Genomic DNA, 23,285 nt, shown 5'->3' on the forward strand with positions numbered 1-23,285 from the left:
TCTCCCGGATTCCACAGCCGGGTGAGGGATCACTCTGTGAACCCCTTTCGAACGCGCTTCGCGACCACCGAATCGCCATGAGTGTCGGAGCCGACCGACGCGCGAGTTCCTGCCCATGCGGCGACGAAAAACGACGATCCCCTTATCACACTGGATCTACACAATCGCAACCGGGTCAGTAAAAGTGACCCACACCTCACCGCGAGTGATCGATATCGACTAGGAAACAGATCGATAACAAAGCTGTGCGCTGCACAAACAACCCTGATCGAGTGACGCCGACGCCACGTTACTGTGATCAGCATCACATTCCATTAAGTTTCCGTTCGCTTGCGCGATTACGTACTGTTCCCACCGGTCGGCCCCGAACCGACCGGCACAACGAGAAACCGGGAAGTCCGCAGCGCCGAGCTCTGCCCGGCGGGCTTCCTACCCCCGAGCGAAACGAAACCGGGCAGGGACGGGAAACCGCTGGAGTCCCCCGAAGCTCCACGGATTCGGGGTTCCCCACGGAACCACCGGAAACCCCGCAGGCGCGGCAGGAGAGAGGGACATGGCTCGTTACAAGGGCAAGCACCGTAAGTCGTCGAACTTCGCCCGCAACGCGGCTCGGGTCGCGGTCGCGGGTGCCGTGGTGGCCACGCCGCTGGCCGTCGCCGCCCCGGCCAGTGCCGCCGACTGGGACGAACTCGCCCAGTGCGAGTCCAGCGGTGACTGGCACATCAACACCGGCAACGGTTTCTACGGCGGCCTGCAGTTCACCCCTTCGACGTGGTCGGCTTTCGGCGGTGACCAGTACGCGCCGAACGCCCACCAGGCCAGCCGTGCCGAGCAGATCGCCATCGCCAAGAAGGTGCTGGCCGCCCAGGGCCCCGGCGCCTGGCCGGGCTGCACCGCCAAGACCAACTGGGTCAGCGGCAGCACCGACAACACGGGCACCGTCTCCGAGGACTCCTCGCAGGAGCAAGCGGCCGCGCAGCAGCAGTCCGCTCCGAAGCGGGAACAGCCCGCCGAGACGAAGTCCGACTCCGCCCAGGAATCCCAGGAGTCCCAGGAGCTCGTCGTGCGCTCGAACGGCGCCGACTACACCGTCCGCTCCGGCGACACGCTGAGCGAGATCGGTCAGCGGTTCGGCGTGCACTACCAGGACATCTACGAGCGCAACAGCGACGTCCTGGAAAGCCCCGACCTCATCTTCCCGGGGCAGCAGCTGGACATCCGCTGACAGCGCGTCGACCTGACCGCGCAAGGGATCCACGGATCCAGTGCCTGGCCGCGAACCGGTTCTCGGGATCGAGGGAGCGAGCACCGGCCCCCGGCTGACGCCGGGGACGCGGATCAGGCACCCCTGACTCGGGGCCTCGCCGCCTTCCCCCAGCGGCGGGGCCCCGTTCTCGTCCGCCGCACGGCGCTACGAGAACTCGACCCCGTACAGAACCGCGTCCGGATCCCGTTCTCGGTACCGAGCGATGCACTCAGCACCTGAAACCGCCCGCGAGATGACACCCTCGGAGCCGTCGCCGGGACACGACCCTATGACTGAGCAGGGCGCGTATCCCCGGTGCGTGAGGCGGACGCATTGCCAAGCAGGGCCGCTCGCCGCGTAGGTCGCTACTCAACAGCCGGCCCAACGCGGCAAGGCGCCGCTCCGCGGACTCCTTCGGCGCTCCCAGCGCCGAACCACCACCCCCGCCACCGGCACCGCCGCGGGTTCTCTCGTGGTGCTCTCGCGAGGAAGGCCCGACGTTGTGTAGGTCGCTACCCGAGGTCGGGCCTGGCCGCAGCGAGAGCCCACGAGAGGTTCCGCCACTTCAACCGGCTACGACCACCAAACCGTCACAGTCCCTACGGGCAGTTGACCCACTCCTCCTGCCCGTCATGGAACACCTGCCGCTTCCACACCGGCAGCCGCCGCTTGACCTCGTCGACCAGCTCGGCGCAGGTGTCGAAGCCCTGCTTGCGGTGTTCGGCCGAGACCGCGCACCCCAGAGCCACGTCACCGATCCCCAGCATTCCGGTCCGGTGCAGCACCGCCAGCGCACGCACGCCGTCGGAGCGGGAGAGCACGTCGGCCGCTACCTCCGCGATCACCTCCTCGGCCGAGGGGTGGCTGGTGTACTCCAACTCGCGGACACCACGACCACCGTCGTGGTCCCGGACGGCACCGGCGAACGTGACCACGGCTCCCGCCGCGCGGTGCCCCACCCGTTCGGCCAGCCACGACACATCGATGACCTCCTCGGTCATCCCCGCGATCACGACACCGCCGATCCCGGCGGAGCCACCCGGCTCCGCGACCGCGTGTCCGGCGGGCTCCCCGGCGGACCCCCCCGAGGAGGCGGAATCGGCCGCGCGCGGGTGATCGCCCCCGCGCAGCTGCTCCAGGGCGTGCTCCAGCACGCCGTCCAGCACCCCGAGCCCGTCGCGCACACCACCGCGCGAACCGGGCAGGTTGACCACCAACGTGCCTGCCGCCACACCGGCCAGCCCACGCGAGAGGACCGCGGTGGGCACCTCGGGCAGCCCGGCGGTACGCAGCGCGTCGGCCAACCCCGGTACGGGGAAGTCCAGCACCCGCGCGGTCATCTCGGGAGTTCTGTCGGTGGGGCTGATGCCGGTGCCGCCGGTGGTCAGCACCAGCGCCATCCCTTCGGACACGGCCGAACGCAACGCGGCCTCCACGGGTTCCCCGTCACCGACCACCTCGGGGTCGGGCACTCGGAACCCGCGTTCCCGCAGCCAGTCCACGATGACGGGGCCGGTCCGGTCCTCGTAGACCCCCCGCGCGGCCCGGTTGGAAGCGGCGATCACCCGGGCGTCTCGTTCGGTCATGGTGTTCTCCCCTGCTGCCTGCCGCCCTGACACGTGCATCGCTCCGGAACTCATGCCGACTCGTCCGGACGAATCCACACCCCGGTCTTACCGCCCTCCTTGCGCTCGACACGCACCTCGTCGAGCACGGCCGCCGGGTCCACCGCCTTGATCATGTCGTGCAGCGCCAGCCCCGCCCCGGTGACGGCGGTGAGCGCTTCCATCTCCACACCCGTCCGGTCGGTGGTGCGGACGGTGGCCGTTATCCGCACCTCCCGCTCGGCGGTTTCGAGATCGACCCGCACTCCGGCGATCGCGATGGGGTGGCACAGCGGAACCAGGTCGGGCGTGCGTTTGGCAGCCATGATCCCCGCGATGCGGGCGGTGGCGAGCGCGTCCCCCTTGGGGAGGTCGTCCCGGCGCAGCTGCTCGATCACGGCGGCCGTCGTGCGCACCACTCCGGAGGCCACCGCGCTGCGCGCGCTGGTCTCCTTGTCGGCGACGTCGACCATCCGCGCGGCACCGTGCTCGTCCACGTGGCTGAACTCGTGCTGTGTCGCCATGCGGCGAGCCTAGACGATCCGCACGGGCGTGCCACAGGCGCGCGGCCGCCGTTTCGGCGACGACGGCCGTGGCGCGAGCCGGTACCGCGTCGGATGCCGGTTCGCCGCTGTCGGCCGGCGAGTTGTGCGATCCCGTGCCGCCACGACCACGCGAGCGCGAGTCCCGCGACTCGCACCGCCGCGTCCTCGAACGGGCTCTCCCTGGTGGGTCCGACACCGGGTGGCGACCACCCGGTGTCGGACCCCGCGAGGAGAACCGGCGGGAGGTTCCGCCGGTTGAACGGCTACGGGAACCGGGCCGATCCGTTCCGCTCGGAGAGCGGGATCAGAACTCGGCCTCCTCGCCCGGCTCGGCGAAGCCCAGAACCGGGGCGCCGACCACGGCGCCACCCGTGGCCCCGCCCTGCGCCTCCGGGTCGGCCGTCCCGCCGGACACGGCCACCCGGCGAACAGCGTCCGCCACGGCGGGCGCGACCGTCGTGTCGAACACGCTGGGCACGATGAACGAGGCATTGACGCGGTCGTTGCCGTCGACCACGTCGGCGATCGCGTTGGAGGCCGCCAGCATCATCTCGTCGGTGATGTTGTGCGCGTGGGCGTCCAACAACCCCCGGAAGAAACCGGGGAAGGCGAGCACGTTGTTGATCTGGTTCGGGTAGTCGCTGCGTCCGGTCGCGACCACGGTGGCGTGCCGCTGCGCGACCAGCGGATCGACCTCCGGGTCCGGATTGGCCAGCGCGAACACGATCGCGTCGTCGTTCATGGCGGCGACGTCGTCCTCACCGAGCAGGTTGGGAGCGGAGACGCCGATGAACACGTCCGCTCCCCGCACCGCGTCGCTGAGCGTGCCGGTGCGTCCCTCGGCGTTGGTCTGCTCCGCGATGGAGCGCAGGTGCTCGTCGGCGTCCTGGCGCTCGCTGTGCACGATCCCGTCGATGTCCACCGCGATGATGTCGGCGGGAACCTTCTTGTTCAGCAGCCTGATGATCGCCGATCCGGCCGCGCCCACGCCGCAGACCACGACCCGGCACTCCGAGAGGTCCTTGTCCACCACGCGCAGCGCGTTGCGCAGCGCACCGAGCACGACGATGGCGGTGCCGTGCTGGTCGTCGTGGAAGACCGGGATGTTGAGCTTCTCCCGCAGCCTGGCCTCGATCTCGAAACAACGCGGCGCCGCGATGTCCTCGAGGTTGATACCGCCGTAGACCGGGGCGAGCAGCTCCGCGGCGCGGATGATCTCCTCGGTGTCCTGGGTGTCCAGGCACACCGGCCAGGCGTTGACCCCGGCGAACTTCTTGAACAGCGCCGCCTTCCCCTCCATCACGGGCAACGCGGCCTCGGGGCCGATGTTGCCGAGTCCGAGAACGGCGGACCCGTCGGTCAGCACCGCGACCGAGCTGCGTTTGACGGTGAGCCTGCGCGCGTCGTCGGGATTCTTCGCGATGGCGGTGCACACCCGCGCGACCCCGGGGGTGTAGGCGCGGGAGAGGTCGTCACGGTTGGCCAGCGCGACCTTGGAATTGACCTCGATCTTGCCGCCGAGGTGCACCAGGAAGGTCCGATCGGAGACCTTGCGGACGTGCATCCCCGGCAGTGCCTCGAGGATCTCGGTGATGTCCTCGGCGTGGTCGGCGGACAACGCGTTGCAGGTGATGTCCACCACTATGCGGTCGGAGTGCGACTCCACCACGTCGAAGGCGGTGATGACCGCACCGGTACGACCGACGGCGGTGGTCAGATCACCGGCGGCGTTGGCCGAGGGGGGCGCCTCGACCCGGACGGTGATGGAGTAGCCCGGACCTGGAACCGGCATGTAGCACCTCTGTCAGTGATGAGCTCTCGCGAAACCCTGTGGCAGGACCGAGACTAGAACTCACCCTCGCGGCGCTACGGCTACCCCTTCCCTCGCCCCGGCCCCGGCCGGTTCGAAGCGGGGTCGGGCGATCCGCGCGGAGCCGCCGGGACGGAGAGCCGCCCCGGCGGGAGGATCGGAAATCAGCGGCGACGGCTCACTTGTTGATCCGGGTCCGCGGGTGGTGGTACGGAACGGAGCCCTCCGGCAGCGGGAAGCTGACGTCCCCGAACGGGGACATGGCGCCCTGCCGGTCGGCCAGGAACTCGGTCACGGGGTGACCTTCCTCGTCCTGCGGCCATTCCGGGTCGATGCGCTCACGTTTGGACTTGCTCGCGTCGGCCACGCCAACCTCCTTCACGGACTCCCGCCGCGCACGGTCGCGCCGTTCCCGTACGGGGCCGACCGGTTCGCGAAAGGGATTCCAAGCTTGCCTGCTCGAATACCAGTCTGCCTGATACGGCGCCGTCGTCCCCCACTACCCCCACGTGCCGAACGCCATTTACCACAGGCCACCGTGCTTGGGTCCGCACGGGTATGTTGGAAGGGATGCCCGCCAACCCAGCGCCGAACGAACCGTCCTCCGAAGGTGCGGACTCGCTGGCCGAACTGCTGCGCGCCTCCGACGACCGTCAACTGCTCGCGCTGCTGCGTTCCCGGCCCGACCTGGCGACCCCTCCTCCCACGGACTCCTCGGTGCTGGCCGCGCGCGCGACGGTGCGCTCCTCGATCGCACGGGCCTGCGAGGACCTCGACTCGCTCAGCCTGACCGTGCTGGAGGCGCTGGTGCTGCTGAAGGCCGACGAGGGGCCCGTCTCGCTGGACCGGCTCACCTCGTTCTTCGGCGGTGAGGCCACTCGGGGAGAACTCACCTCGCGGATCGGGCCGCTGCGGGAACGCGCACTGGTCTGGGGGCCGGACGAGAAGATCAGGACGGCCGCCACGATGCGGGAGACCGTGCGCGCCCACCCCGGTGGGCTCGGCGCCGAGCTCGACGGATTGTCCGAGCGGCGCGCCCACGAGGTGCTGGCCGAGCTGGACGAGGAGGAGCGCGGCGTCGTCGCCAGGCTCGCGGGGGATTCCCCGGTGGGGCGGACCGAACAGGCCAAGCCCGGAGCCGAGCGCCCGGACACCCCGATCGGCAGGCTGCTGCTGCGCGGGCTGCTGATCCGGCGGAACGGCGACACCGTCGAACTGCCCCGCCAGCTCGGCCTCGCCGCGCGCGGTGACGCTCCCATGGGGAGCGTGGCGACGGCGGAGCCGCCGCTGGAGCTCGACGAGCACGGACAGCGGCGGATCGACGACACGGCGGCCGGTGAGGTGCTGGAGCTCAACCGCCACGTCGAACTGCTGCTGGAGTCCTGGGGACAGGAGCCTCCCGACGTGCTGCGCTCCGGCGGCGTGGGGGTGCGCGACGTCAGGGAGCTGGCCAGGGAACTGGACGTGGACGAGGCACGGGCCGGGCTGATCGTGGAGTTGGCGACCGGCGCCGGGCTGATCGACACCAGCCCGGACGAGGAACCGAGGTGGGTTCCCACCGTGCAGGCCGACGTGTGGCTGGCTGCGAGCCCGGAGCACCGCTGGGCCCTGCTGGCCGGGTCCTGGCTGGAGCTTCCCCGCCTGCCGGGGTTGATCGGCTCGCGGGACGCGCGGGACCGGCTGCTGGGCCCCCTCTCCGAGGGGCTGCGGCGCTCCTCGGCACCCCGCGACCGGCGCCGCGTGCTGGAGTTGCTGGACGAGCAGCCGGGCGGGTGGGGCTTCCGGCGGGAGGACGACGTGGCCGCCGTGCTCGCCTGGCGCGCCCCTCGTCGCGGCGGCTCGATGCGGGACGACCTGGTGCGCTGGACCCTCCGGGAGGCCAGGGCCCTCGGCGTCGTCGCGCTGGGGGGCCTGTCCTCGGCGGGGCGCGCGCTCCTGGATGAGGACGAGAGCACGGCGGCGAGCGTCATGGCCTCGGCGATCCCGGATCCCGTCGATCACGTGCTGGTGCAGGCCGACCTGACCGTGGTCGCGCCGGGCCGGCTGGAACCGGAGCTGGCGGCGGAGCTGGGCCTGGTGGCCGACGTGGAGTCGGCGGGCAGCGCCACGGTCTACCGGGTCGGCGAGTCCAGCATCAGGCGGGCCCTGGACGCGGGCCGCAGCGGCGAGCAGCTGCGGGAACTGTTCGAGCGCCACTCGCGCACCCCGGTGCCGCAGGCGCTGAACTACCTGATCGACGACACCGCGCGCAGGCACGGCAGGCTGCGGGCCGGAGCGGCCTCGTCCTTCCTTCGCTGCGAGGACTCGGTGGTTCTCACCGAGGTCCTGGGCAAGCAGAAGTTGACGCACCTGGGGCTGCGCCGCATCGCCCCGACCGTGCTGATCAGCCCGTTACCCCTCGAGGAACTCGTCGAGGAGCTGCGCGGGGCCGGGTACTCGCCCGTGGCGGAGAGCTCCGACGGCGGTGTGCTGGACCTGCGCGGTGGTCCGCAGCGGATCAAGGGGCGTGGCAGGTTCGGCGGCGCCCGCGGCGAACCTGCCGCGCCCAACCGGCCGGACGAGCAGCAGCTCACCGAACGGGTGCGCACGGTAAGGGCAGGTGACCAGGCCGCCGCGACACGCGGCAACACCATCGCGCCCGAACGCGGCAGGCCCAGCGCGAACGCCACGCTGGAACTGCTGCGGGAGGCCGCACGCCAGAGCCACGACGTGTGGCTGGGGTTCGTGGACGCCCAGGGCGGAGCGACCCAGCGGATCGTGCGGCCGGTCAGCGTCGGCGGAGGTGTGCTGCAGGGGTTCGACTCCACCAGAGGCGAACTGGGCGACTTCCCGCTGCACCGGATCACTTCGGTGGCCGTGGTGGAGAGCTGAGCCGTGCGGGCCCGGCAGCCCGCGCCCCGGCCACCACGCCGACCGTGGAACCGATCGAGCACCCCGCCGAAACGCGGGCGGCGAACCGGTCAGCTCTGGGAGGTGGCCATCCGCTGGCGCATCGCGTGCTGGACGAGCGTGATCAGGGTCTCCTTGGTGGACTCCTTGTCCCTGGCGTCGCACCCGAGCACCGGCACCGACTCGTCGATGGTCAGCGCTTCCCGCACGTCCTCCAACCGGTGGTGCAGCATCCCGTCGAAGGTGTTGACCGCCACCACGTAGGGCAGCTGCCGGTCGTCGAAGAAGTCGATCGACGCGAAGGCGTCGGCGAGCCTGCGGGTGTCCACGAGCACCACCGCGCCGATGGCGCCCCGGACCAGGTCGTCCCACATGAACCAGAACCGGTGCTGTCCCGGCGTCCCGAACAGGTACAGGATCAGGTCCTCGTCCAACGAGACCCTGCCGAAGTCCATGGCGACCGTGGTGGTCACCTTGCCCGGCGTGGCCGTGAGGTCGTCTACCCCGACACTGGCCTCGGTCATGACCGCCTCGGTGGTCAGCGGGAGGATCTCGGAGACCGACCCGACCAGGGTCGTCTTGCCGACCCCGAAGCCACCGGCGACCACGATCTTCGTCGAGGTCTTGCCACCGCCATCTCCACCGTTCACCGCGTGGGGATCAGAGCCTGCGAAGCCCACTGAGCACCCTTTCCAAGAACTCCATGGACGGCCGGTCGCCCACGACCATTCCGCTATCGTGAATCTCGACCAGGCCGAGACTGGCCATATCGCCGATCAGCACCCGCACCACTCCCAGCGGGAGCCTCAGGTGCGCCGATATCTCGGCGATCGAACGGGCATCGGTGCACAGGCCACAGATCGAGCGATGCTCCGGCGTGGCCTGCGCACTCTGCGTACGACCTCGCTCGCTGGTCGAGACCAGCGTCTCGATCGCGAGGTCGTAGTCGCTACGGGTACGCCCACGCGTTCGGGCGTACGGCCGCATCAGCGAGCCCTCTTCCTCCGCGTCGTCGGCGCCCGCGCCGTCCTGTCCCGGGATGGACGGCATCGACGAGGAGATGGACGGCATGGACTGCGACAGCGGGGACATCGGTTGCGAGATGGACGGCATGGACATGGGGCCGCCGTCCGGTCCCTCCTCGCCGCGCGCTCCCGCCCCGGAAGCCGCCTCACCGTACTCCGAGTGATAGTCGGAACCGAACAGATCGGCCCCCGGACCTCCGAAGAGCCCGCGCTGATACTCCTCGGTACTGGCGGCGTCGCCTCCTCGTGGAGCGCGCTGTCCCCCGGAATTCGGGTCCGGCGCGTCACCGAGGAAGTCCTGCTGCCAGTCGTCACCCATCCGCTGGCTATAGAGACGGAACAGGTCACCGTCCCAGTTCGGGTTGGCCCCCTCGCTCATCATGAGCTCCCAACGTCAGCCGCGGCTGATCTCATCGCCCCATACCCTGCAGCTGAGCACGCAGCTCGGGCGTGAGCTGCCGCCCGACCCGCTCCACCAGCAGGGTCATCTCGTAAGCCACCAGACCGATGTCGGCGTTGGGCGCGGCCAACACCGCCAGGCAGGAACCGTCGCTGATGGACATCAGGAACAGGTAGCCCTGTTCCATCTCGACGACGGTCTGGGTGACGTCACCTGCCTCGAAACAACGCGCGGCGCCTTGTGTAAGGCTGACCAGCCCTGACGCGACGGCCGACAACTGCTCCGCACGGTCACGGGGCAGACCCTGCGATCCTGCGAGCAGCAGACCGTCCGCGGAGACGACGACGGAGTGCGCCACGCCGGGCACCCGACGTACGAAGTCGGTGATCAGCCAACTGAAGCTGTTGCTGCTCATGGGTTGCTGGACGGACCCGGTCACTCCTGCTCCTCGGGACGGCTCGGAATCGAGCGGGACTGTTCTGTCGACTCTGGTTCGACCTTTGCGTGCCTACCACGCCGGACGCCTTGCTGGAAGTTGGACATTCTGCCACGGACAGCGGAGGCCGACCGAGGCACTGCCGGTTTGCTGGGCGCCGGCGACTGGTGTTCGGCGGCCGAGCCGGGAACGAGGTTCGACTTCGGCTTGCGCTTGGGCAACCCGGCCGAGGTCTGCTCCTGCTCCTGCTCGGTCCGCTGTACGAGCGCTTCGGCTGCCTGCCAGCCCGCGTCACCGGCACCCCAGCCGGGGTCCTCTCCGGACTGGCGCGCGTCGGCCACGCGGTTGCGCTGCTCGCGCGTGGCCGCCCTGCGACCGGAGAAGGCCCGCATGGCCGTTGCCGAACCGCCGGAGGCGTCGTCGCTCGACGCCGCGTCCTCCGGCGGAGGGCCGGACCTGTCCGCCGAATCGTCGTGGGCGACCCGTTGCCGGTCGCTCCCGTCCGCGGTCGGCCACGACGACCGCCCGTACTTCTCGGCCGAGTCACGGCCGTTCGGTTGGGAACCATTCAGCGCCTCGCCTCCGGTGGCACCGACATCGAGATCGCCACCAGACGATACCGCTTGGTTCACACCATCGTGTGCCGAACCGTTCGAGCGCGTGCCGCCGAGCGTCGAACGACCCGGCCAGCCGATCGCGTCGTCGACCAGTTCGGAATCCGGGGGCAGCTCCGAGTTGCGGTCCAGGCCCGACCTGCTCGGAGCGGGGGTTTCCTCGTCCTCCTCGCGGAACCACTGCGAGAGCACCGCCTCGTAGATGGGTAACCGCTCGGTGGGGGTGTCGTCCACCTCCGGCCCCTCGGCGGCCGATCCGAAGGTGACGGCCGGGACCCGCTCGGTGACCCCCGTGTCGGCGGAGTCCCCGGACACCACCGCGCCGGTCGAGTCCTCGTCCAGCGCCCCGTCGGGCCAGGACATGTGTTCGGTCTTCTCGGACTCGAACGGGCTGCGGAACAGATCCGCCGACTCCTCCAGGCCGGGCGGTGCCGCGCACTGGCCGACGTACTCCCCGTCGGGATCGGCAGCGGGGGGTTCGGGAGAGTCCTCCGGACCGGGCCAGTCCATCGTCGCCCACTCGTCACCGGAGCTCTGCCGCGTGTCCGGAGCGGAGCGCTCCTCCGGTTCGAGACCGTCGTCCCAGTGCGGCACCTCGGTGATCCCGTAGGCGTCGCCGGAGGACAGCCGGACCGAATAGTCCGGTGTCTCGGCCCGCCCCGGTTCGGGGTCCGGTTCCTCGGCCGGCCACGGCGCGTGGGAGGCCGGCTCCTCCTGTTCCGGCCGGAACGGCTCCGGCTCGGCGGGCTCCGGCGACCTCGACGGGAGCTGCTGGGGATGACCGTTGGTCCGCGACTGCTCGAACTGGGCGGCGTGCTCCCCGTCGAACGCCGCGGCGAGCCCGGCGTGCGAACCGGTCTCGCCCACCCCGGACTCGCGCGGCTGCTCGCGCGGCATGTCGGGCATGGGCATGGGCCCGTTGGGGGTGAGCTGCACGATCAGCTCGCCCGGCAACCGCACGGTGGCCGTGGCGCCGCCTTCGAGGTCACCGTTGTTCTGCAGCTCGACGGCGACGTTGTGCCTGCGGGCGAGCTGGCCCACCACGTAGAGCCCCATCCGGCGCGAGACCGCCACGTCGATGTCCGGCGGGCGGACCAGCCGGTCGTTGATCTCGTCCAGCTGTTCCGCGTCCACGCCCACACCGCGGTCCCGGATCTCCAGCACGAGCTCCTGCCTTCGGTAGGCGGTGCGCACCGTGACCTCGGTGTCCGGGTTGGAGTAGACGGTGGCGTTCTCCAGCAGCTCCGCGATGAGGTGCACGATGTCGTTGACCACGCGCCCCTGCATCGCCAGATCCGGCGTCTCGCCGATCACGACGCGCGCGTACTGCTCCACCTCGGAGACGGCGGCTCCGATCACCTCGCTGAGCGGAACCGGGCGCACGGTGCGCCGCGTGAGGTCGGTGCCGCCGAGGATGAGCAGGTTCTCGTTGTTGCGGCGCATCCGGGTCGCGAGGTGGTCCAGCTCGAACAGCTGGCTGAGCTGGTCCGGGTCCTGCTCGTCCTGCTCCAGCCGGTCGATCAGCGACAGCTGCCGCTGCACCAGCGTCTGGCTGCGGCGGGCCAGGTTGACGAACAGGTCGTTGACGTTGTTGCGCAGCAGGGCCTGTTCGGAGGCCAGGCGCAGTGCCTGCGCGTGCACGGCGTCGAAGGAACGCGCCACCCTGCCGATCTCCTCGGTGGTGTGCACCGGGATCGGGTCGATGCGACTGCGCTCGCCCAGGTCCGGGTTGTCCTCCTCCAGGATGGACTCGACGGCTTCCGGCAGTCGGTTGTCGGCCACGTTCAGCGCGGAGCGCCGCAGCGTGCGCAGCGGCAGCAGCAGCGAACGGGCGACGAACAGCGCGATCGCGAACGCCACGATCAGCGCGACGAGCACCAGCACGACGACGAAATAGGTCTGGGTACGGGCGGCTCCGGCCAGCTGGTCGGCCTTGTCCTGCAGCTGCTGCCGGAGTCCGGACTCCACCTGGTAGGTGAGGTTGACCGTCTCGGTGGAGCTGCGCATCCACTCCTGGGCATCGATGTCGGACAGTCCCTGCCCCTGTTGGGACCGCACGATGGCGGTCTCCTCCAGGTTGCGCGCCTGCCCGACGGCCAGACCGGAGACGGTGTCGTTGTAGCGCTGAATCTGGGCGTTGGTGGCCCGCTTGCGGAACTCCTCCAGCGCGGCCTGCATGCTCGCGTCGGTGGCGAGCAGCTGCCGCTGCCCGCCGATGCCGAACTCGCCGCTTTCCAGCGCGGCGAGCAGCCTGGCGCGTTTGACCGACTCCTGTTCCTTGACGCGCGACATCGCGTTGGTGGCCAGGTAGAGCCGGACCACGCTCTCGTTGTTGAGCTTGGCGACGGCCCGTTCCCCGAGGGAGAGCAGGTTCTCCACCGAGGAGCTGTAGGCCCGCAACGCGGCCGTGGCCGGATAGGCGGTCCCGTCGGTTACCGAACGCAGGGCCTGGAGCCGGTCCAACCGGTCCAGCGCTTGCTCGTACGGGCGGGCCACCGCCGTGTTGCCCCGCTGTTGCGCCTCCTCGATGGCCGACCGGAACTCGCCGATGGCGTTGTCCACCGCGCGGCGCTGCTCGGTGAGCTGGCTGCGATCGCCGCGGCGTCCCGCCGCGATGTGGGCCACGGTGAGGTCGCGTTCGCGCTGCAGCTCGTGGACGACCTTGGCGGCGCTGCTGTCCAGGGTGACCTGCTGGCGCATCCGCAGCAGCTGCTGGGTCTGGTTGTAGTCGGAGACGACCTGCAGCGCGCCGAAGACCAGCGCGGCCAGAGCGGGCACGATCAGGACCACCAGCAGCTTGGTGCGCAGTCGCCAGTTGCGCATCCGCAGTCCACCGGAAGGTCGATCCTCGGCTGGATCGTCGGCCGGACCGCCGCCGTTCGGAGTGGGTGTCCGCCCCGACACACCCTGATCACTCGCGGTCGCGGCTTCCTCACCCGTCATCAATGGGTGTGAACCCGCTGACCCCGTCCCGGTCGACCGATCGGGGCCTTTGTTTCCTCCGGCCACTCGTGGCTTCCTCATTCCGACAGTTACGGGCACGTGTCGTTTCCGCAGAGCGGATAACCGACACCGAGAACACGAGAAGTGCAGCTCAGGGGATGGTCGCCACCCTGGCGTCCCGAACGCACCACCCATGGGGCCGGGGCTGCACGACTCCCACGGGCGGCTTCAGCGTACTGGCGCACACCACGATCGGGAAAGTGGGGCGCTATACGTAGCGTTATTCACACTATTGCCAGACTTAGACCTTTCGGGGGTACTGGCCCGGTCAGATCGGCACAGCGAGCCACCCCGAGGGGAACTGTGAGATAGCACACCGAGAACGGCCCGACCAGCGGATGCTGATGGGACTCGTTATGCGAAAGAGATTCATTGTTCGCGGTGCGTGTCCATGTAGCTCATTTAACTTCCTCCTTATGGAGGTGTGACTCCTGAGCTGTTGACTCTTAGTGCCGGAACCGTGAAAGTAATCACCTGTTCGCCGTCCTGTTCAGATCACCCGAAAGAGCATTGCTGACCATGGTTCGACCTGTTGTGCAAGCCGGCCGGAGAAGCCGCTCACTGACCCGGAGCGCGCTGGCGCTCGCCGCCGGAATCGGCCTGATGCTGACCTCCGGCTGCGGTCTACTCAGTGGCTCGGGAGGCAGCGAGGACTCGGAGTCCGGGATGACCACGATCAACCTGGGCACCATGCCCGCCGTGGACGTGGCTCCGCTTCACCTGGCTATGGACAAGGGCTACTTCGCCGAGGAGGGCCTGAAGATCAACACCTCCACCATCGCGGGGGGTGCGCAGGGAATCCCGAAACTGGCCAGCGGTGAGTTGGACATCACGTTCGGCAACTGGGTCTCGTTCATCCGGGCCAAGCAAGAGGGCAAGGTGGACATCAAGGCCGTCTCGGACGCCTACCAGGCCCGGAAGGGCACCTTCCTGCTGATGCACATGCCTGACAAGACGGTGCACAAACCCGCCGACCTCGAAGGCAAGAAGGTCGCGGTCAACACGCGGGCCAACCTGAACGAGCTCACGGCGGTGAGCGCGCTGAAGACCAGGGGTGTCGACACCAGCAAGATCGAGTTCGTCACGATGGACTTCCCCGACATGCCCGCCGCGCTGGACCGCAGCGACGTCGCGGCGGCCTCGGTGATCGAGCCGTTCATCTCCCGGGCCAACCAGCTCGGCGCGGAGACCCTGCTGGACCAGACCTCCGGGCCGACCGCGAACATGCCGATCGCCGGTTACGCGGCCACCAGCGAGTGGACCGAGCAGAACCCCGACGCCGCGGCCAAGTTCCAGAAGGTGATGTCCAAGGCCCAGGCCGAGGCCAACGGCGACCGCAACGCCGTCGAGGAGCTGCTGCCGGACTACACCAAGATCGAACCGAAGACGGCCTCGCTCGTCACGATCGGCACCTACCCCTCCACGCTCGAAGCGAGCAGGCTCAAGAGCGTCGTGAGCCTGATGGAGAACAACGGTGAGCTCCCGCCGAACGAGTTCGACATCAACTCGATGCTCTTCCAGCCCCCGAAGGGCGAGGAGTGAGCCCCGAACCGGTGTCCACCACCCGCGCCTGAGGCGCTCACCCGGTGCCCGGGCGTCCGGGACGAACCCGCCGACGTCGAGCGGCCCGCCGCACCACGACCGGCGGGTTCCCTCGAATCGCACGTGTGGGCGGCGACCGGTCAGGAGGACTCGGCCTGCCGCCGACACGGCGGGAAGGCACCAGTGAGTAGTCGGCGAAACGGCCGGGCCGCCGAACGCGGCCCGGCGTTTGCTTTCCGGCCCGGCCAGCGGGCCACCGATCCCGAGGGCACGAACCCGTGCCCACCTCCCGGATCGACGGATCCCGACCGCCCCTCGAAACCAGTCAGGAAGTCATGCGCAACACCGCACGCGCACTGATCGGGGTCGCCGTCTTTCTCGTGCTCTGCGAGATCGTCGGCCGTTCCGGTCTCGCGCCCCAGCAGTACCTCCCACCTCCCTCGATCGTGCTGCAGGAACTGGTCCGGATGCTCGGCGAGCGGGACTTCCTGCTCGACGTGATCGCCACCGTGCTGGCATGGCTGATCGCGCTGTGCTGCTGCGCGGTGATAGCCGTCCCGTCCGGACTGCTGCTCGGCAGCGTGCCGTTGCTGCGCACCGCCGTGACGGCGCTCGTGGAGTTCCTGCGCCCGGTCCCCTCCGTGGCACTGATCCCACTGGTGGTGGTCGTCGCGGCAGGCAGTCCGGCCGGGAAGATCTTCCTCGCCGTCTACGCGGGCGTGTGGCCACTGCTGTTCAACACCATCTACGCCGTGGGTGAGATCGACGACCAACTGCTCGAATCCGCCAGGGCGTTCCGGATCTCGCGAACTCAGGTGCTGCTGCGGGTGAAGCTGCCCAACGTGATCCCGTTCGTGTTCACCGGGCTGCGGTTGTCGGCCAGCACCGCACTGATCGTGCTCATCAGCGCCGAGATGCTGATGGGAAGCAACGGCGGGATCGGCCACTACATCTATCTCGCCAGCAGCGGCGCGGGCCGCATGGACCAGGTCCTGGCCGGAACCCTGGTGGCGGGCGTGTTCGGCTACCTCATCAACGCCGGGATGGCAGGCGTACAGCGGAAGTGGATCACCTGGGCACCGGCGGGAGGCACGGCATGAGCACCGTAGGAACCAAAGTGCCCGCCCGCGGCCGCCTGTCGGGCGCGGCGCTGCAACTGGCCGTGCTCGTGGTGTGCGTGCTGCTGTGGCAGCTGGCGACCGCGGGCAGCGGCAGCACGTTCTTCCCCACCCCGCTGCGAATCCTCACCAGGATGTGGGAGCTGTGGTTCAGCGGCGGGATCGGCACGCTGTTCCTGACCGAGGCCGCCTTCGACGACGTGCTGCCCAGCGTCGGCAGGCTGCTGCTGGGCTGGCTGGTCGCCGGGGTCGCCGGAGTGTCGCTGGGACTGCTACTGGGGCGGTCGCGCAACGCGCTGGCCTACGTGGGGCCGCTGCTGTCCTTCGCGCGCTCCATCCCGCCACCGGCGTTGCTGCCGGTGTTCATGGTGCTGTTCAGCATCGGATTCAAACTGCAGCTGGCCACGATCGTCTTCGGCTGCGTGTGGCCCATCCTGCTCAACAGCGCCGACGGCGCGCGGTCCGTGGACGTCACCAAGACGGAGACCGCCCGGGCCTTCGGGATATCCCGCCGACTCTGGTTCGGCTCCGTGGTCCTGCCCAGCGCAGTGCCGAAGATATTCGCGGGTCTGCGGATCAGCCTCTCGCTGGCGCTGATCATGATGGTGATCTCCGAGCTGGTCGGCGCCAGCGACGGCCTGGGACACGCCATGGTGTTGGCCCGCGACCAGCTCGACTACGAACAACTCTGGGGCGGGATCGTGCTGATCGGCGTTCTCGGCTACGTGCTGAACGCGATCCTCTCCGCCGTCGAGAACCGTGTGCTCAAGGCGGTGCCGCAATGACGAGAACCCCGGCAGTGGAGCAATCCGAACCGACCACCGACAGGAGCGACACCGTGCCGAAGATGCTGGAAGTCACGGGGTTGAGCCACACCTACGCGGGAAACCAACGGCACACCGCCATCGGCGACGTGTCGTTCGACGTCCGCTCCGGACAGTTGGCCTGCATCGTGGGTCCGTCCGGGTGCGGCAAGTCGACGCTGCTGCGCTGCGTCGCCTCGCTGATCGAACCGACCCGGGGCGAAGTGCGGATGCACGGTGAGCCGGTGCGGGGAGTTCCCGAGGACCTCGCGGTCGTCTTCCAGGACTACAGCCGTTCGCTGTTCCCGTGGATGAGCGTGCGCGGCAACATCGAGTTCCCACTGCGCTCGCGCGGCATCGGCCGGGCCGAGCGCCGTGAACGGGCGGAGCAGACCCTGCACTGGGTGGGACTGTCCGGCTCGGAACGCAAGTACCCGTGGCAGCTCTCCGGTGGGATGCAGCAGCGCGTGGCCATCGCGAGGGCCCTGGCGTGCCGTCCCGCGCTGCTGCTGATGGACGAACCGTTCGCCTCGGTGGACGCGCAGACCAGGTTCGACCTGGAGGACCTGCTGCTGCGGGTGCGCAAGGAGCAGGAAACGACGATCCTGCTGGTCACCCACGACATCGACGAGAGCGTCTACCTCAGTGACCGGGTGCTGGTGCTGTCGAAGTCACCAGCGTCGATAGTGGCCGACCTGCCGGTCGAGCTCGGTGACGACCGGGACCAGATCAGCACGCGCGAGTCGGAGACCTTCGTGCAGCTGCGCGGCGAGATAGCCCGGATGCTGCGCGGCGGAGAGCGCGGCACCGGCTCCGAGCGGAACGGCGTCCGCGCCGAGCCGGAGGGGGCGGGCGAGTCGCACGACGACAGCACCGACGAACAGGCTCCCGAGGAAGCCGCGGAACGGCAGGCGGAGGACGCGGAAGACGCGGGATCGGCCGCCGAGCGGGAAACGGACCCGCCGAACGAGGCGGACGACGAAGGCGAATCGTCCGCGGCGGACGAGCCCGGCGCCGCCGCGGAATCGGGCTCGTCGGACGAGACGGGCGGGGACTTCGCGGCGGAGACCTCCGAGTCCACACCGGAACGTCAGGGAGTGGGCGAGTCCGGCTGACCCGCCGGAGCTCTCCTGCCGCTGAACCGCCGGTGGGCCGGAGCTCTCGTGCGAGACCTCCGGCTCACCGGCTCGCGACCACACCGGTCACCACGTGGGGGGGCTCACGGGGTCATGACCGGCCCGCTCACCGCTCATCCCTGCTCGGCGAGATCCTTCATGCACACCGTGCGCGGGGGTTCCGGGTAGATCGCGTAGTACTCGCCCGGAGCACAGACGGAATCGTCGCTCTTGTCGGCCACCTTCGTGACACGCCACGTGGCGTTCTCCGAGCCACAGTCGACCTTCGTGTCTAGGTACTTCTTCCCCTGGACCCACAGGCAGTCATCGGTGGTCACGTCCATAACCATGCAGTAGGTGTCGCTGTCGACGGTCAGCACCTCGTAGGCGCGGTCTTCCGAGCACTTCGCGCCGCCCGTCAGGTGTTTGACGATCTCGTAGTCCGAGGCGTCGGAACCGCACTCGACCTTCTCCTCCTCGAAGTCGGTCAATCGCGCGTCGACCAGGTTCAGGCAGTCGCCCTTCTCGAAATCAGGGCCGAAGTAGCCGGAGACGGCCTCGGTGATGTTCGAGCGGAGCGGACCGAAGGCGAACACCCCGGCCACCCCCAGCAGTACGGCCACTCCGAGCGTGGTGAGCGTGACCACCAGCGACTTGCTGCGCCTGCCCCCTTCTCGTTCGGGGGCCGGTTGTTGCTCTTCCGCCCGCTCCTGTTCGGGCTGTTCGGCCGGGTCCGGTGTTTGCGGTGGAGTAGTCACGCCGTCCTCTTCGATAGCTTTCACTCGTTCGGACGAAAAACGTACTGGACCCAATGCCGTAGTTGGAGGGCTCATTCCGGCGAATCGGACGAGTGTTGCCGCAATGGAACCTCGCCGCAATCGGAGTTTTGCCCGGTCGGAAACGGTGCGTCCCGAGAGGTGGCGATACGTGTCGACCCGACCGTCGCACGTGAAGGTGGATCCCCCTCGAGATCACCGCCGGGGACTTCGACAGCCGAGAACCGTGACGCGCGACACCGTGCCTCCCCCGCCACCGCCGGTGGAATACTCGACGGGGTCCCGCCGTTTCCGGAACCGGCCGGACGTCCACCACCGCGCGGCCGGGTGGCGACGAACCCCGCACCAGCACCGATCCAGTTCAGCCGGGAGCAAGCACGTGACTGACGGACCGCTGATCACCCGGGATACCAACAACGACGCGCCTCGGGGGCGACCGAGTTAACTCCACCACACGGGTTCGGTTCACCTCATACAGCTACCGCCGTCCCCACGTCGCGGCGGGACGGCGGTCGCGTTCGAGGTGTCCTGGTTGCCGCTCCGGTTGACAGCGCGGCAGTAGGGCGGTGTCAGGTGGGCACCGACGCCGTTCGCACCAGGTCTCGGTAGGGCTCGGTGACTACGCGGTTCCCCGTCACCCCCAACGCGGTTTCGATCTCCTCCAGAATCTCGGCTCCGGAGTCGTCCGTCCTCGTCACCTCCGTCTCCACGAACGAACCGACCGAGTCGACCGAGTCGATGGCGACAGCGACGTCCTCCCGCTCGGGATGGCGGTAGAGCACCCGTTCCTTCTTGACACACGCGAGTGTGCTCATACCGACGCACGACAGCAGTCTGTTCGCGGCCTCGGCCTGCTCGGGACCGGCGAGGCGCACATTGGTCTCCACCTTGGAAATGACATCCGTGACCGAGTGGGTCTCAGCGTCGGAGGCCGGTTTGTAGGTGATCTCGGCGAAGCCGTCCCGCTGCCGTACCCGTAGGCACTCGATCGTTTCCAGGTAATCGACGTGCTGAGGCGAGTAGTAGGTGTCCGTCTCCACGAACGTTCCCTCTCGTCGGTACCCCAACTCGACCAGCCGCTCCCGCAGTGACGACGCTTCGGACAGCTCGCGTTTGCGTTCCACTTCAACAGGACTCATAACCGAATGATCTCCGTGAGTTCATCGCCGTGTATATCCGCGCCAAGTTCTGCTTCCCGCAGACGTGCTGGATCGCTTCCATCGCTCGACGCAACGTGCTCTCGTCGGAACACGGTACGTTCTGGAACAGCACCAGTTGCTTCGCGTCGACCAGTGGGGTCGCCAACCGCTTCCGCAAGAAGCGGTTGTAGTAGTTCCGATCCACTCGGGCGATATCACCCGCTTGAACGGGCATCAGCACTGTCCGGGACTCCGAGTCCGCCGAGCTGACCGCGAACTCGGCCAACAGATCATCCAGCGTCATGTAGGCGTAGGACTCGCGTCCTTCTCTGGCCAACCACGAGGACCAGACTTGCGAACAGGATTCGTCCCCCTTCATAGCAGCGATGAGAAACTCGGTCAGAGCCACGTCAGTAACTTCGTCCAAAATGTCACTGTCGATGGTGTAGTGATCCGCGTACACCTCGCTCATCGCCAACAACGAGACTTGCTGCGAATGGGACAACCAGTCCGTTCCGGTCAGCGTGTAGTGCACCCGCTTGTGGCCACGCTTGAAGTCCACCCAGTCGTGTGCCAGCTGCCCTTCCAGATAGGGTTTGAATCCCAGCACACCAGAACGCCACACGTGGTCGCGCAAGGTGACGTAGTGACGTTGGATCTCCCGAAAAACTCCGACGGGAGCGACGATACTCGCGCATGAGTTCACGTCCAACTGGTCGATGGGCACGATCCGTGAGTTCTGACGAACCACCATGTCGTCCGCCGCGTGGTGGTACGGATGCGTCCCCTCTCGGAGGTAATGCGGAACGAACATCCGGATAAACTGCAACCATGCCAATGAGTCGTAGGATTGAACGGTCCTGTCATGAAGCGATGGAGATTCCACCGCGTACACGTCCCGGTAGACGAAGTAACCGTGGTATCGCAACATCGTCGGCAGCGCTCGCATCACGGCATGGAGACCACTGTAGGCTCCGCTGTACGAGTAAACCTCATGCAGTAGAGCCGATGCGGAGATGACGTCGACCGGTTCAGGAATAATGCTGTCGATGTCTTCCACCAACCCCCGTTTCAGCACGCAGCTCCCGCCTGCGCGGTTGAAATCATCGATCGATTGGGCCAGTGACCGCGACTCGACCCCGGGAGCCTCGATCAGGGTCAGCTGAAGAGCTTCGATGTCGTGGACGTCGAGCGCGGACGCCAGATAGGACACCGCCGCGCCGCCGCCAGGCCCGACTTCGACCGCCGTACGGCTCGACCGTTGAATACGGTCCAGAGCACGATGCAACAATAAACCCTTCTCATCACCGTGCGCATTGGTCGCCAGATCCAAATATTGAGCATTCGTTTTGCATTCACGAAAAAAGTTTTTCTGCAGCATCAGAACCTCAATCATAAAAATTTTCAGTCATGTTCGACGACACCTCGAAGAATCACCCATTCCCCCTGAAGGAAAGCGGATCAACCACACAGCACAACTCACCCTATTCAGAAAAACAGGTCGCTACTTTTCATGTCGACACAACGCTCGCGGAAGCCACCGGATCGATCGATCCACAGCCACATGTACGATCACCAACAGGGCTCGCCATTCTTCTGTCACTGATTCCGACCTCGCACTACTCCTCGCTCTCGCCGGCAGCATCGATACGACCACTTTCGAAAAACATCCACGAACAGCACGACTATAAGATAGTCGTACAGCAAATCCGGAACCCTCGATCACTCCTCCCCAAGACAAACCATCATCCTCATTTGGCCACAAAAACACGGACACGACGGCCACCGTATCCATATTTCACTTTTTCCCGACACATCCCCCGAAAAACATGAAACAGTGCCTTGTCGATCTTCCACGAACAACCACTCCCTCGGTTCCACCGATAAAACTATCGGACAATGACGGAAACAACCCCAAAAGTTTGTTGGGTAAGTCTTTCGGGGGGTCAGTATCATGATGACTATGCGGTTTGACGACACAGCGAGCACGGGCGAACGAATCGCCTACTACCGACGTCGACGGGGATACAGCCAGGTGGTCCTGTCCGGCCTGCTGGGGCGTTCCGAGGAATGGCTGTCGCAGATCGAGCGCGGTGCGCGTGACGTCGACAGGCTGTCGACGATTCTTCAGATCGCCGAAGCGCTCCGGATAGAGCCGACAAAACTCTTGCCGGGTCCGTTCCAGTCACACCCCCGACAGACCAACAGCGGTACGCTCGGCACAGCACCCGACTTCGTGCCGGATATCGAAACGGCCATGTTGCGTTACGACGGCATGGCTTCGTTTCTCGGTGTTTCGGACCAAGAAGCGGTGGACACGGCGGACCTCGAAAACCGGGTCTCGTTGGCCTTCGTCTGCTCACAGACCGAACAGTGGTCCCGCATGGCACCGCTGGGTTCCGGACATGATCGCTGACAGCTACCGAGCTGTCCGGCAGGCCGAGAGTGAGGAGCAGAAGCGTCGAGCGAAGCGACTCGAAGCACTGGTTTACCGCGTGACGAGCGGAATGCTCGACCGGCTCGGCGAAACGCGGTTGCCATGGATCGCGGCGGAGCGTTCGATGGCAGCGGCTGAGCACACCGGGGACCCGCTGCTGATCGCAGGCGGTGCGTGGCGGCTGGCTGTGGTCCTGCGCCACGCGGGGCGCTTGACCGAATCCACCGATGTGCCGATCACGGCGGCTGACGCCCTCCGTGCCAACGACGGGAAAGCCACACCCGCGCAACTCAGCCTCTACGGATCGTTGATGTTGAAAGGAGCGATAGGTGCCGCCACGCTGAACGACCACTCAACAGCCCGTGATTACTTCCGAGAGGTCGAACACACGGCCGAGCGGATCGGCGAGGACAGAAATGACTTCTGGTTGGCGTTCGGGCCGACGAACGTGGCGATCCACCGCGTCTGGCTCTCGCTGGAAATGGGTGACCCCGCACATGCCGTAGATCTCGCCGATGAAGTTCCCCTCGATCGGCTCCCTCCGGAACTGGCCGAACGCCGCACCTCACACCTGATCACGGTTGCCTGGGCGCACTACCTCCGACGCGAGCACCGGGAGGCACTGGACACGCTGAACCAAGCACGCGCGGCCGCACCGGAACAGTTGCTCTTCACGGGTCGGGTACACAGCATGCTGCGCGGGATGCTCAAGCACGAACGCCGATCCATCAAGGGTGATCTGCGGGAACTCTCCGAGTTCGTCGGCGTCGCCGCGTAATTTTC

Annotated in this window: 18 protein-coding genes and 1 pseudogene; 8 read left to right on the forward strand and 11 right to left on the reverse strand. The window is 67.7% G+C overall.

Translation table 11 applies throughout. The annotated features are described in order from the left end of the window. Positions 1–553: 553 nt before the first annotated feature. Positions 554–1,225: a LysM peptidoglycan-binding domain-containing protein gene (locus BLQ75_RS24395; RefSeq protein ID WP_092596720.1), complete on the forward strand. Its 672-nt coding sequence runs from the start codon at positions 554–556 to the stop codon at positions 1,223–1,225. Between the two features lie 620 nt (positions 1,226–1,845). Here the strand turns inward: BLQ75_RS24395 and BLQ75_RS01910 are convergent. The 4 genes from BLQ75_RS01910 to BLQ75_RS01925 all read right to left on the reverse strand — a co-directional run bounded on the left by BLQ75_RS01910 (position 1,846) and on the right by BLQ75_RS01925 (position 5,572). Next, positions 1,846–2,832 carry a molybdenum cofactor biosynthesis protein MoaE gene (locus BLQ75_RS01910; RefSeq protein ID WP_092596723.1) on the reverse strand — a complete coding sequence of 329 codons (987 nt, stop codon included), beginning with the start codon at positions 2,830–2,832 and terminating at the stop codon, positions 1,846–1,848. A gap of 50 nt (positions 2,833–2,882) precedes the next feature. Beyond that, positions 2,883–3,374 carry a cyclic pyranopterin monophosphate synthase MoaC gene (gene moaC / locus BLQ75_RS01915; RefSeq protein ID WP_092596726.1) on the reverse strand — a complete coding sequence of 164 codons (492 nt, stop codon included), beginning with the start codon at positions 3,372–3,374 and terminating at the stop codon, positions 2,883–2,885. Between the two features lie 325 nt (positions 3,375–3,699). After that, a complete protein-coding gene (locus BLQ75_RS01920; protein WP_092596728.1) occupies positions 3,700–5,187 on the reverse strand; it encodes an NAD-dependent malic enzyme in 1,488 nt (495 codons plus the stop codon). Positions 5,188–5,383: 196 nt separating this feature from the next. Then, complete coding sequence (locus BLQ75_RS01925) at positions 5,384–5,572, reverse strand: hypothetical protein (protein WP_043576022.1); 189 nt, start codon at positions 5,570–5,572, stop codon at positions 5,384–5,386. Positions 5,573–5,775: 203 nt separating this feature from the next. Between BLQ75_RS01925 and BLQ75_RS01930 the strand changes: the two genes are divergently transcribed. Beyond that, positions 5,776–8,076, forward strand: coding sequence for a helicase-associated domain-containing protein (locus tag BLQ75_RS01930; protein ID WP_244515167.1), 2,301 nt, complete (start codon positions 5,776–5,778; stop codon positions 8,074–8,076). An 89-nt stretch (positions 8,077–8,165) separates the two neighbouring features. On the opposite strand, the gene BLQ75_RS01935 is transcribed toward BLQ75_RS01930, so the two are convergent. From BLQ75_RS01935 to BLQ75_RS01950, 4 genes are read right to left on the reverse strand one after another with little or no spacing between them, the layout of a single operon-like run. After that, a complete protein-coding gene (locus BLQ75_RS01935; protein ID WP_092596734.1) occupies positions 8,166–8,774 on the reverse strand; it encodes a GTP-binding protein in 609 nt (202 codons plus the stop codon). Then, positions 8,755–9,498 carry a DUF742 domain-containing protein gene (locus tag BLQ75_RS01940; RefSeq protein ID WP_092596737.1) on the reverse strand — a complete coding sequence of 248 codons (744 nt, stop codon included), beginning with the start codon at positions 9,496–9,498 and terminating at the stop codon, positions 8,755–8,757. The genes BLQ75_RS01935 and BLQ75_RS01940 overlap by 20 nt, the downstream gene beginning before the upstream one ends. Positions 9,499–9,529: 31 nt before the next feature. Next, positions 9,530–9,958, reverse strand: a complete 429-nt coding sequence (locus BLQ75_RS01945) for a roadblock/LC7 domain-containing protein (RefSeq protein ID WP_017973097.1) — start codon at positions 9,956–9,958, stop codon at positions 9,530–9,532. Continuing rightward, positions 9,955–13,512, reverse strand: coding sequence for a sensor histidine kinase (locus tag BLQ75_RS01950; protein WP_170837272.1), 3,558 nt, complete (start codon positions 13,510–13,512; stop codon positions 9,955–9,957). The genes BLQ75_RS01945 and BLQ75_RS01950 overlap by 4 nt, the downstream gene beginning before the upstream one ends. A gap of 579 nt (positions 13,513–14,091) precedes the next feature. Here BLQ75_RS01950 and BLQ75_RS01955 point away from each other — a divergent pair. From BLQ75_RS01955 to BLQ75_RS01970, 4 genes and pseudogenes are all read left to right on the forward strand, one after another. Beyond that, positions 14,092–15,114, forward strand: a complete 1,023-nt coding sequence (locus tag BLQ75_RS01955) for an ABC transporter substrate-binding protein (protein WP_244515169.1) — start codon at positions 14,092–14,094, stop codon at positions 15,112–15,114. A gap of 335 nt (positions 15,115–15,449) precedes the next feature. After that, entirely contained in the window at positions 15,450–16,214 is a 765-nt protein-coding gene (locus BLQ75_RS01960; protein ID WP_092597265.1) for an ABC transporter permease, read from the forward strand. Continuing rightward, positions 16,211–17,017 carry an ABC transporter permease gene (locus BLQ75_RS01965; protein WP_092597271.1) on the forward strand — a complete coding sequence of 269 codons (807 nt, stop codon included), beginning with the start codon at positions 16,211–16,213 and terminating at the stop codon, positions 17,015–17,017. Before BLQ75_RS01960 ends, BLQ75_RS01965 begins: the two co-directional genes overlap by 4 nt. 62 nt (positions 17,018–17,079) lie before the next feature. After that, positions 17,080–17,952, forward strand: a pseudogene (locus BLQ75_RS01970) (ABC transporter ATP-binding protein); the annotation flags it as partial. A 332-nt stretch (positions 17,953–18,284) separates the two neighbouring features. Here BLQ75_RS01970 and BLQ75_RS01975 read toward each other — a convergent pair. The 3 genes from BLQ75_RS01975 to BLQ75_RS01985 all read right to left on the reverse strand — a co-directional run bounded on the left by BLQ75_RS01975 (position 18,285) and on the right by BLQ75_RS01985 (position 21,461). Continuing rightward, positions 18,285–18,908, reverse strand: coding sequence for an LppU/SCO3897 family protein (locus BLQ75_RS01975; RefSeq protein WP_092596745.1), 624 nt, complete (start codon positions 18,906–18,908; stop codon positions 18,285–18,287). 587 nt (positions 18,909–19,495) lie between these two features. Continuing rightward, positions 19,496–20,065: a class IV adenylate cyclase gene (cyaB, locus tag BLQ75_RS01980; protein ID WP_092596748.1), complete on the reverse strand. Its 570-nt coding sequence runs from the start codon at positions 20,063–20,065 to the stop codon at positions 19,496–19,498. After that, a complete protein-coding gene (locus BLQ75_RS01985; protein ID WP_092596751.1) occupies positions 20,052–21,461 on the reverse strand; it encodes a hypothetical protein in 1,410 nt (469 codons plus the stop codon). The genes cyaB and BLQ75_RS01985 overlap by 14 nt, the downstream gene beginning before the upstream one ends. A gap of 639 nt (positions 21,462–22,100) precedes the next feature. Here BLQ75_RS01985 and BLQ75_RS01990 point away from each other — a divergent pair. After that, entirely contained in the window at positions 22,101–22,481 is a 381-nt protein-coding gene (locus tag BLQ75_RS01990; protein ID WP_244515171.1) for a helix-turn-helix domain-containing protein, read from the forward strand. Further along, positions 22,471–23,280, forward strand: coding sequence for a hypothetical protein (locus BLQ75_RS01995; protein ID WP_092596757.1), 810 nt, complete (start codon positions 22,471–22,473; stop codon positions 23,278–23,280). Before BLQ75_RS01990 ends, BLQ75_RS01995 begins: the two co-directional genes overlap by 11 nt. The last annotated feature ends 5 nt before the right edge of the window (positions 23,281–23,285 follow it).

It is taken from the genome of Actinopolyspora xinjiangensis (assembly GCF_900104475.1).
Lineage (GTDB): Bacteria > Actinomycetota > Actinomycetes > Mycobacteriales > Pseudonocardiaceae > Actinopolyspora > Actinopolyspora xinjiangensis.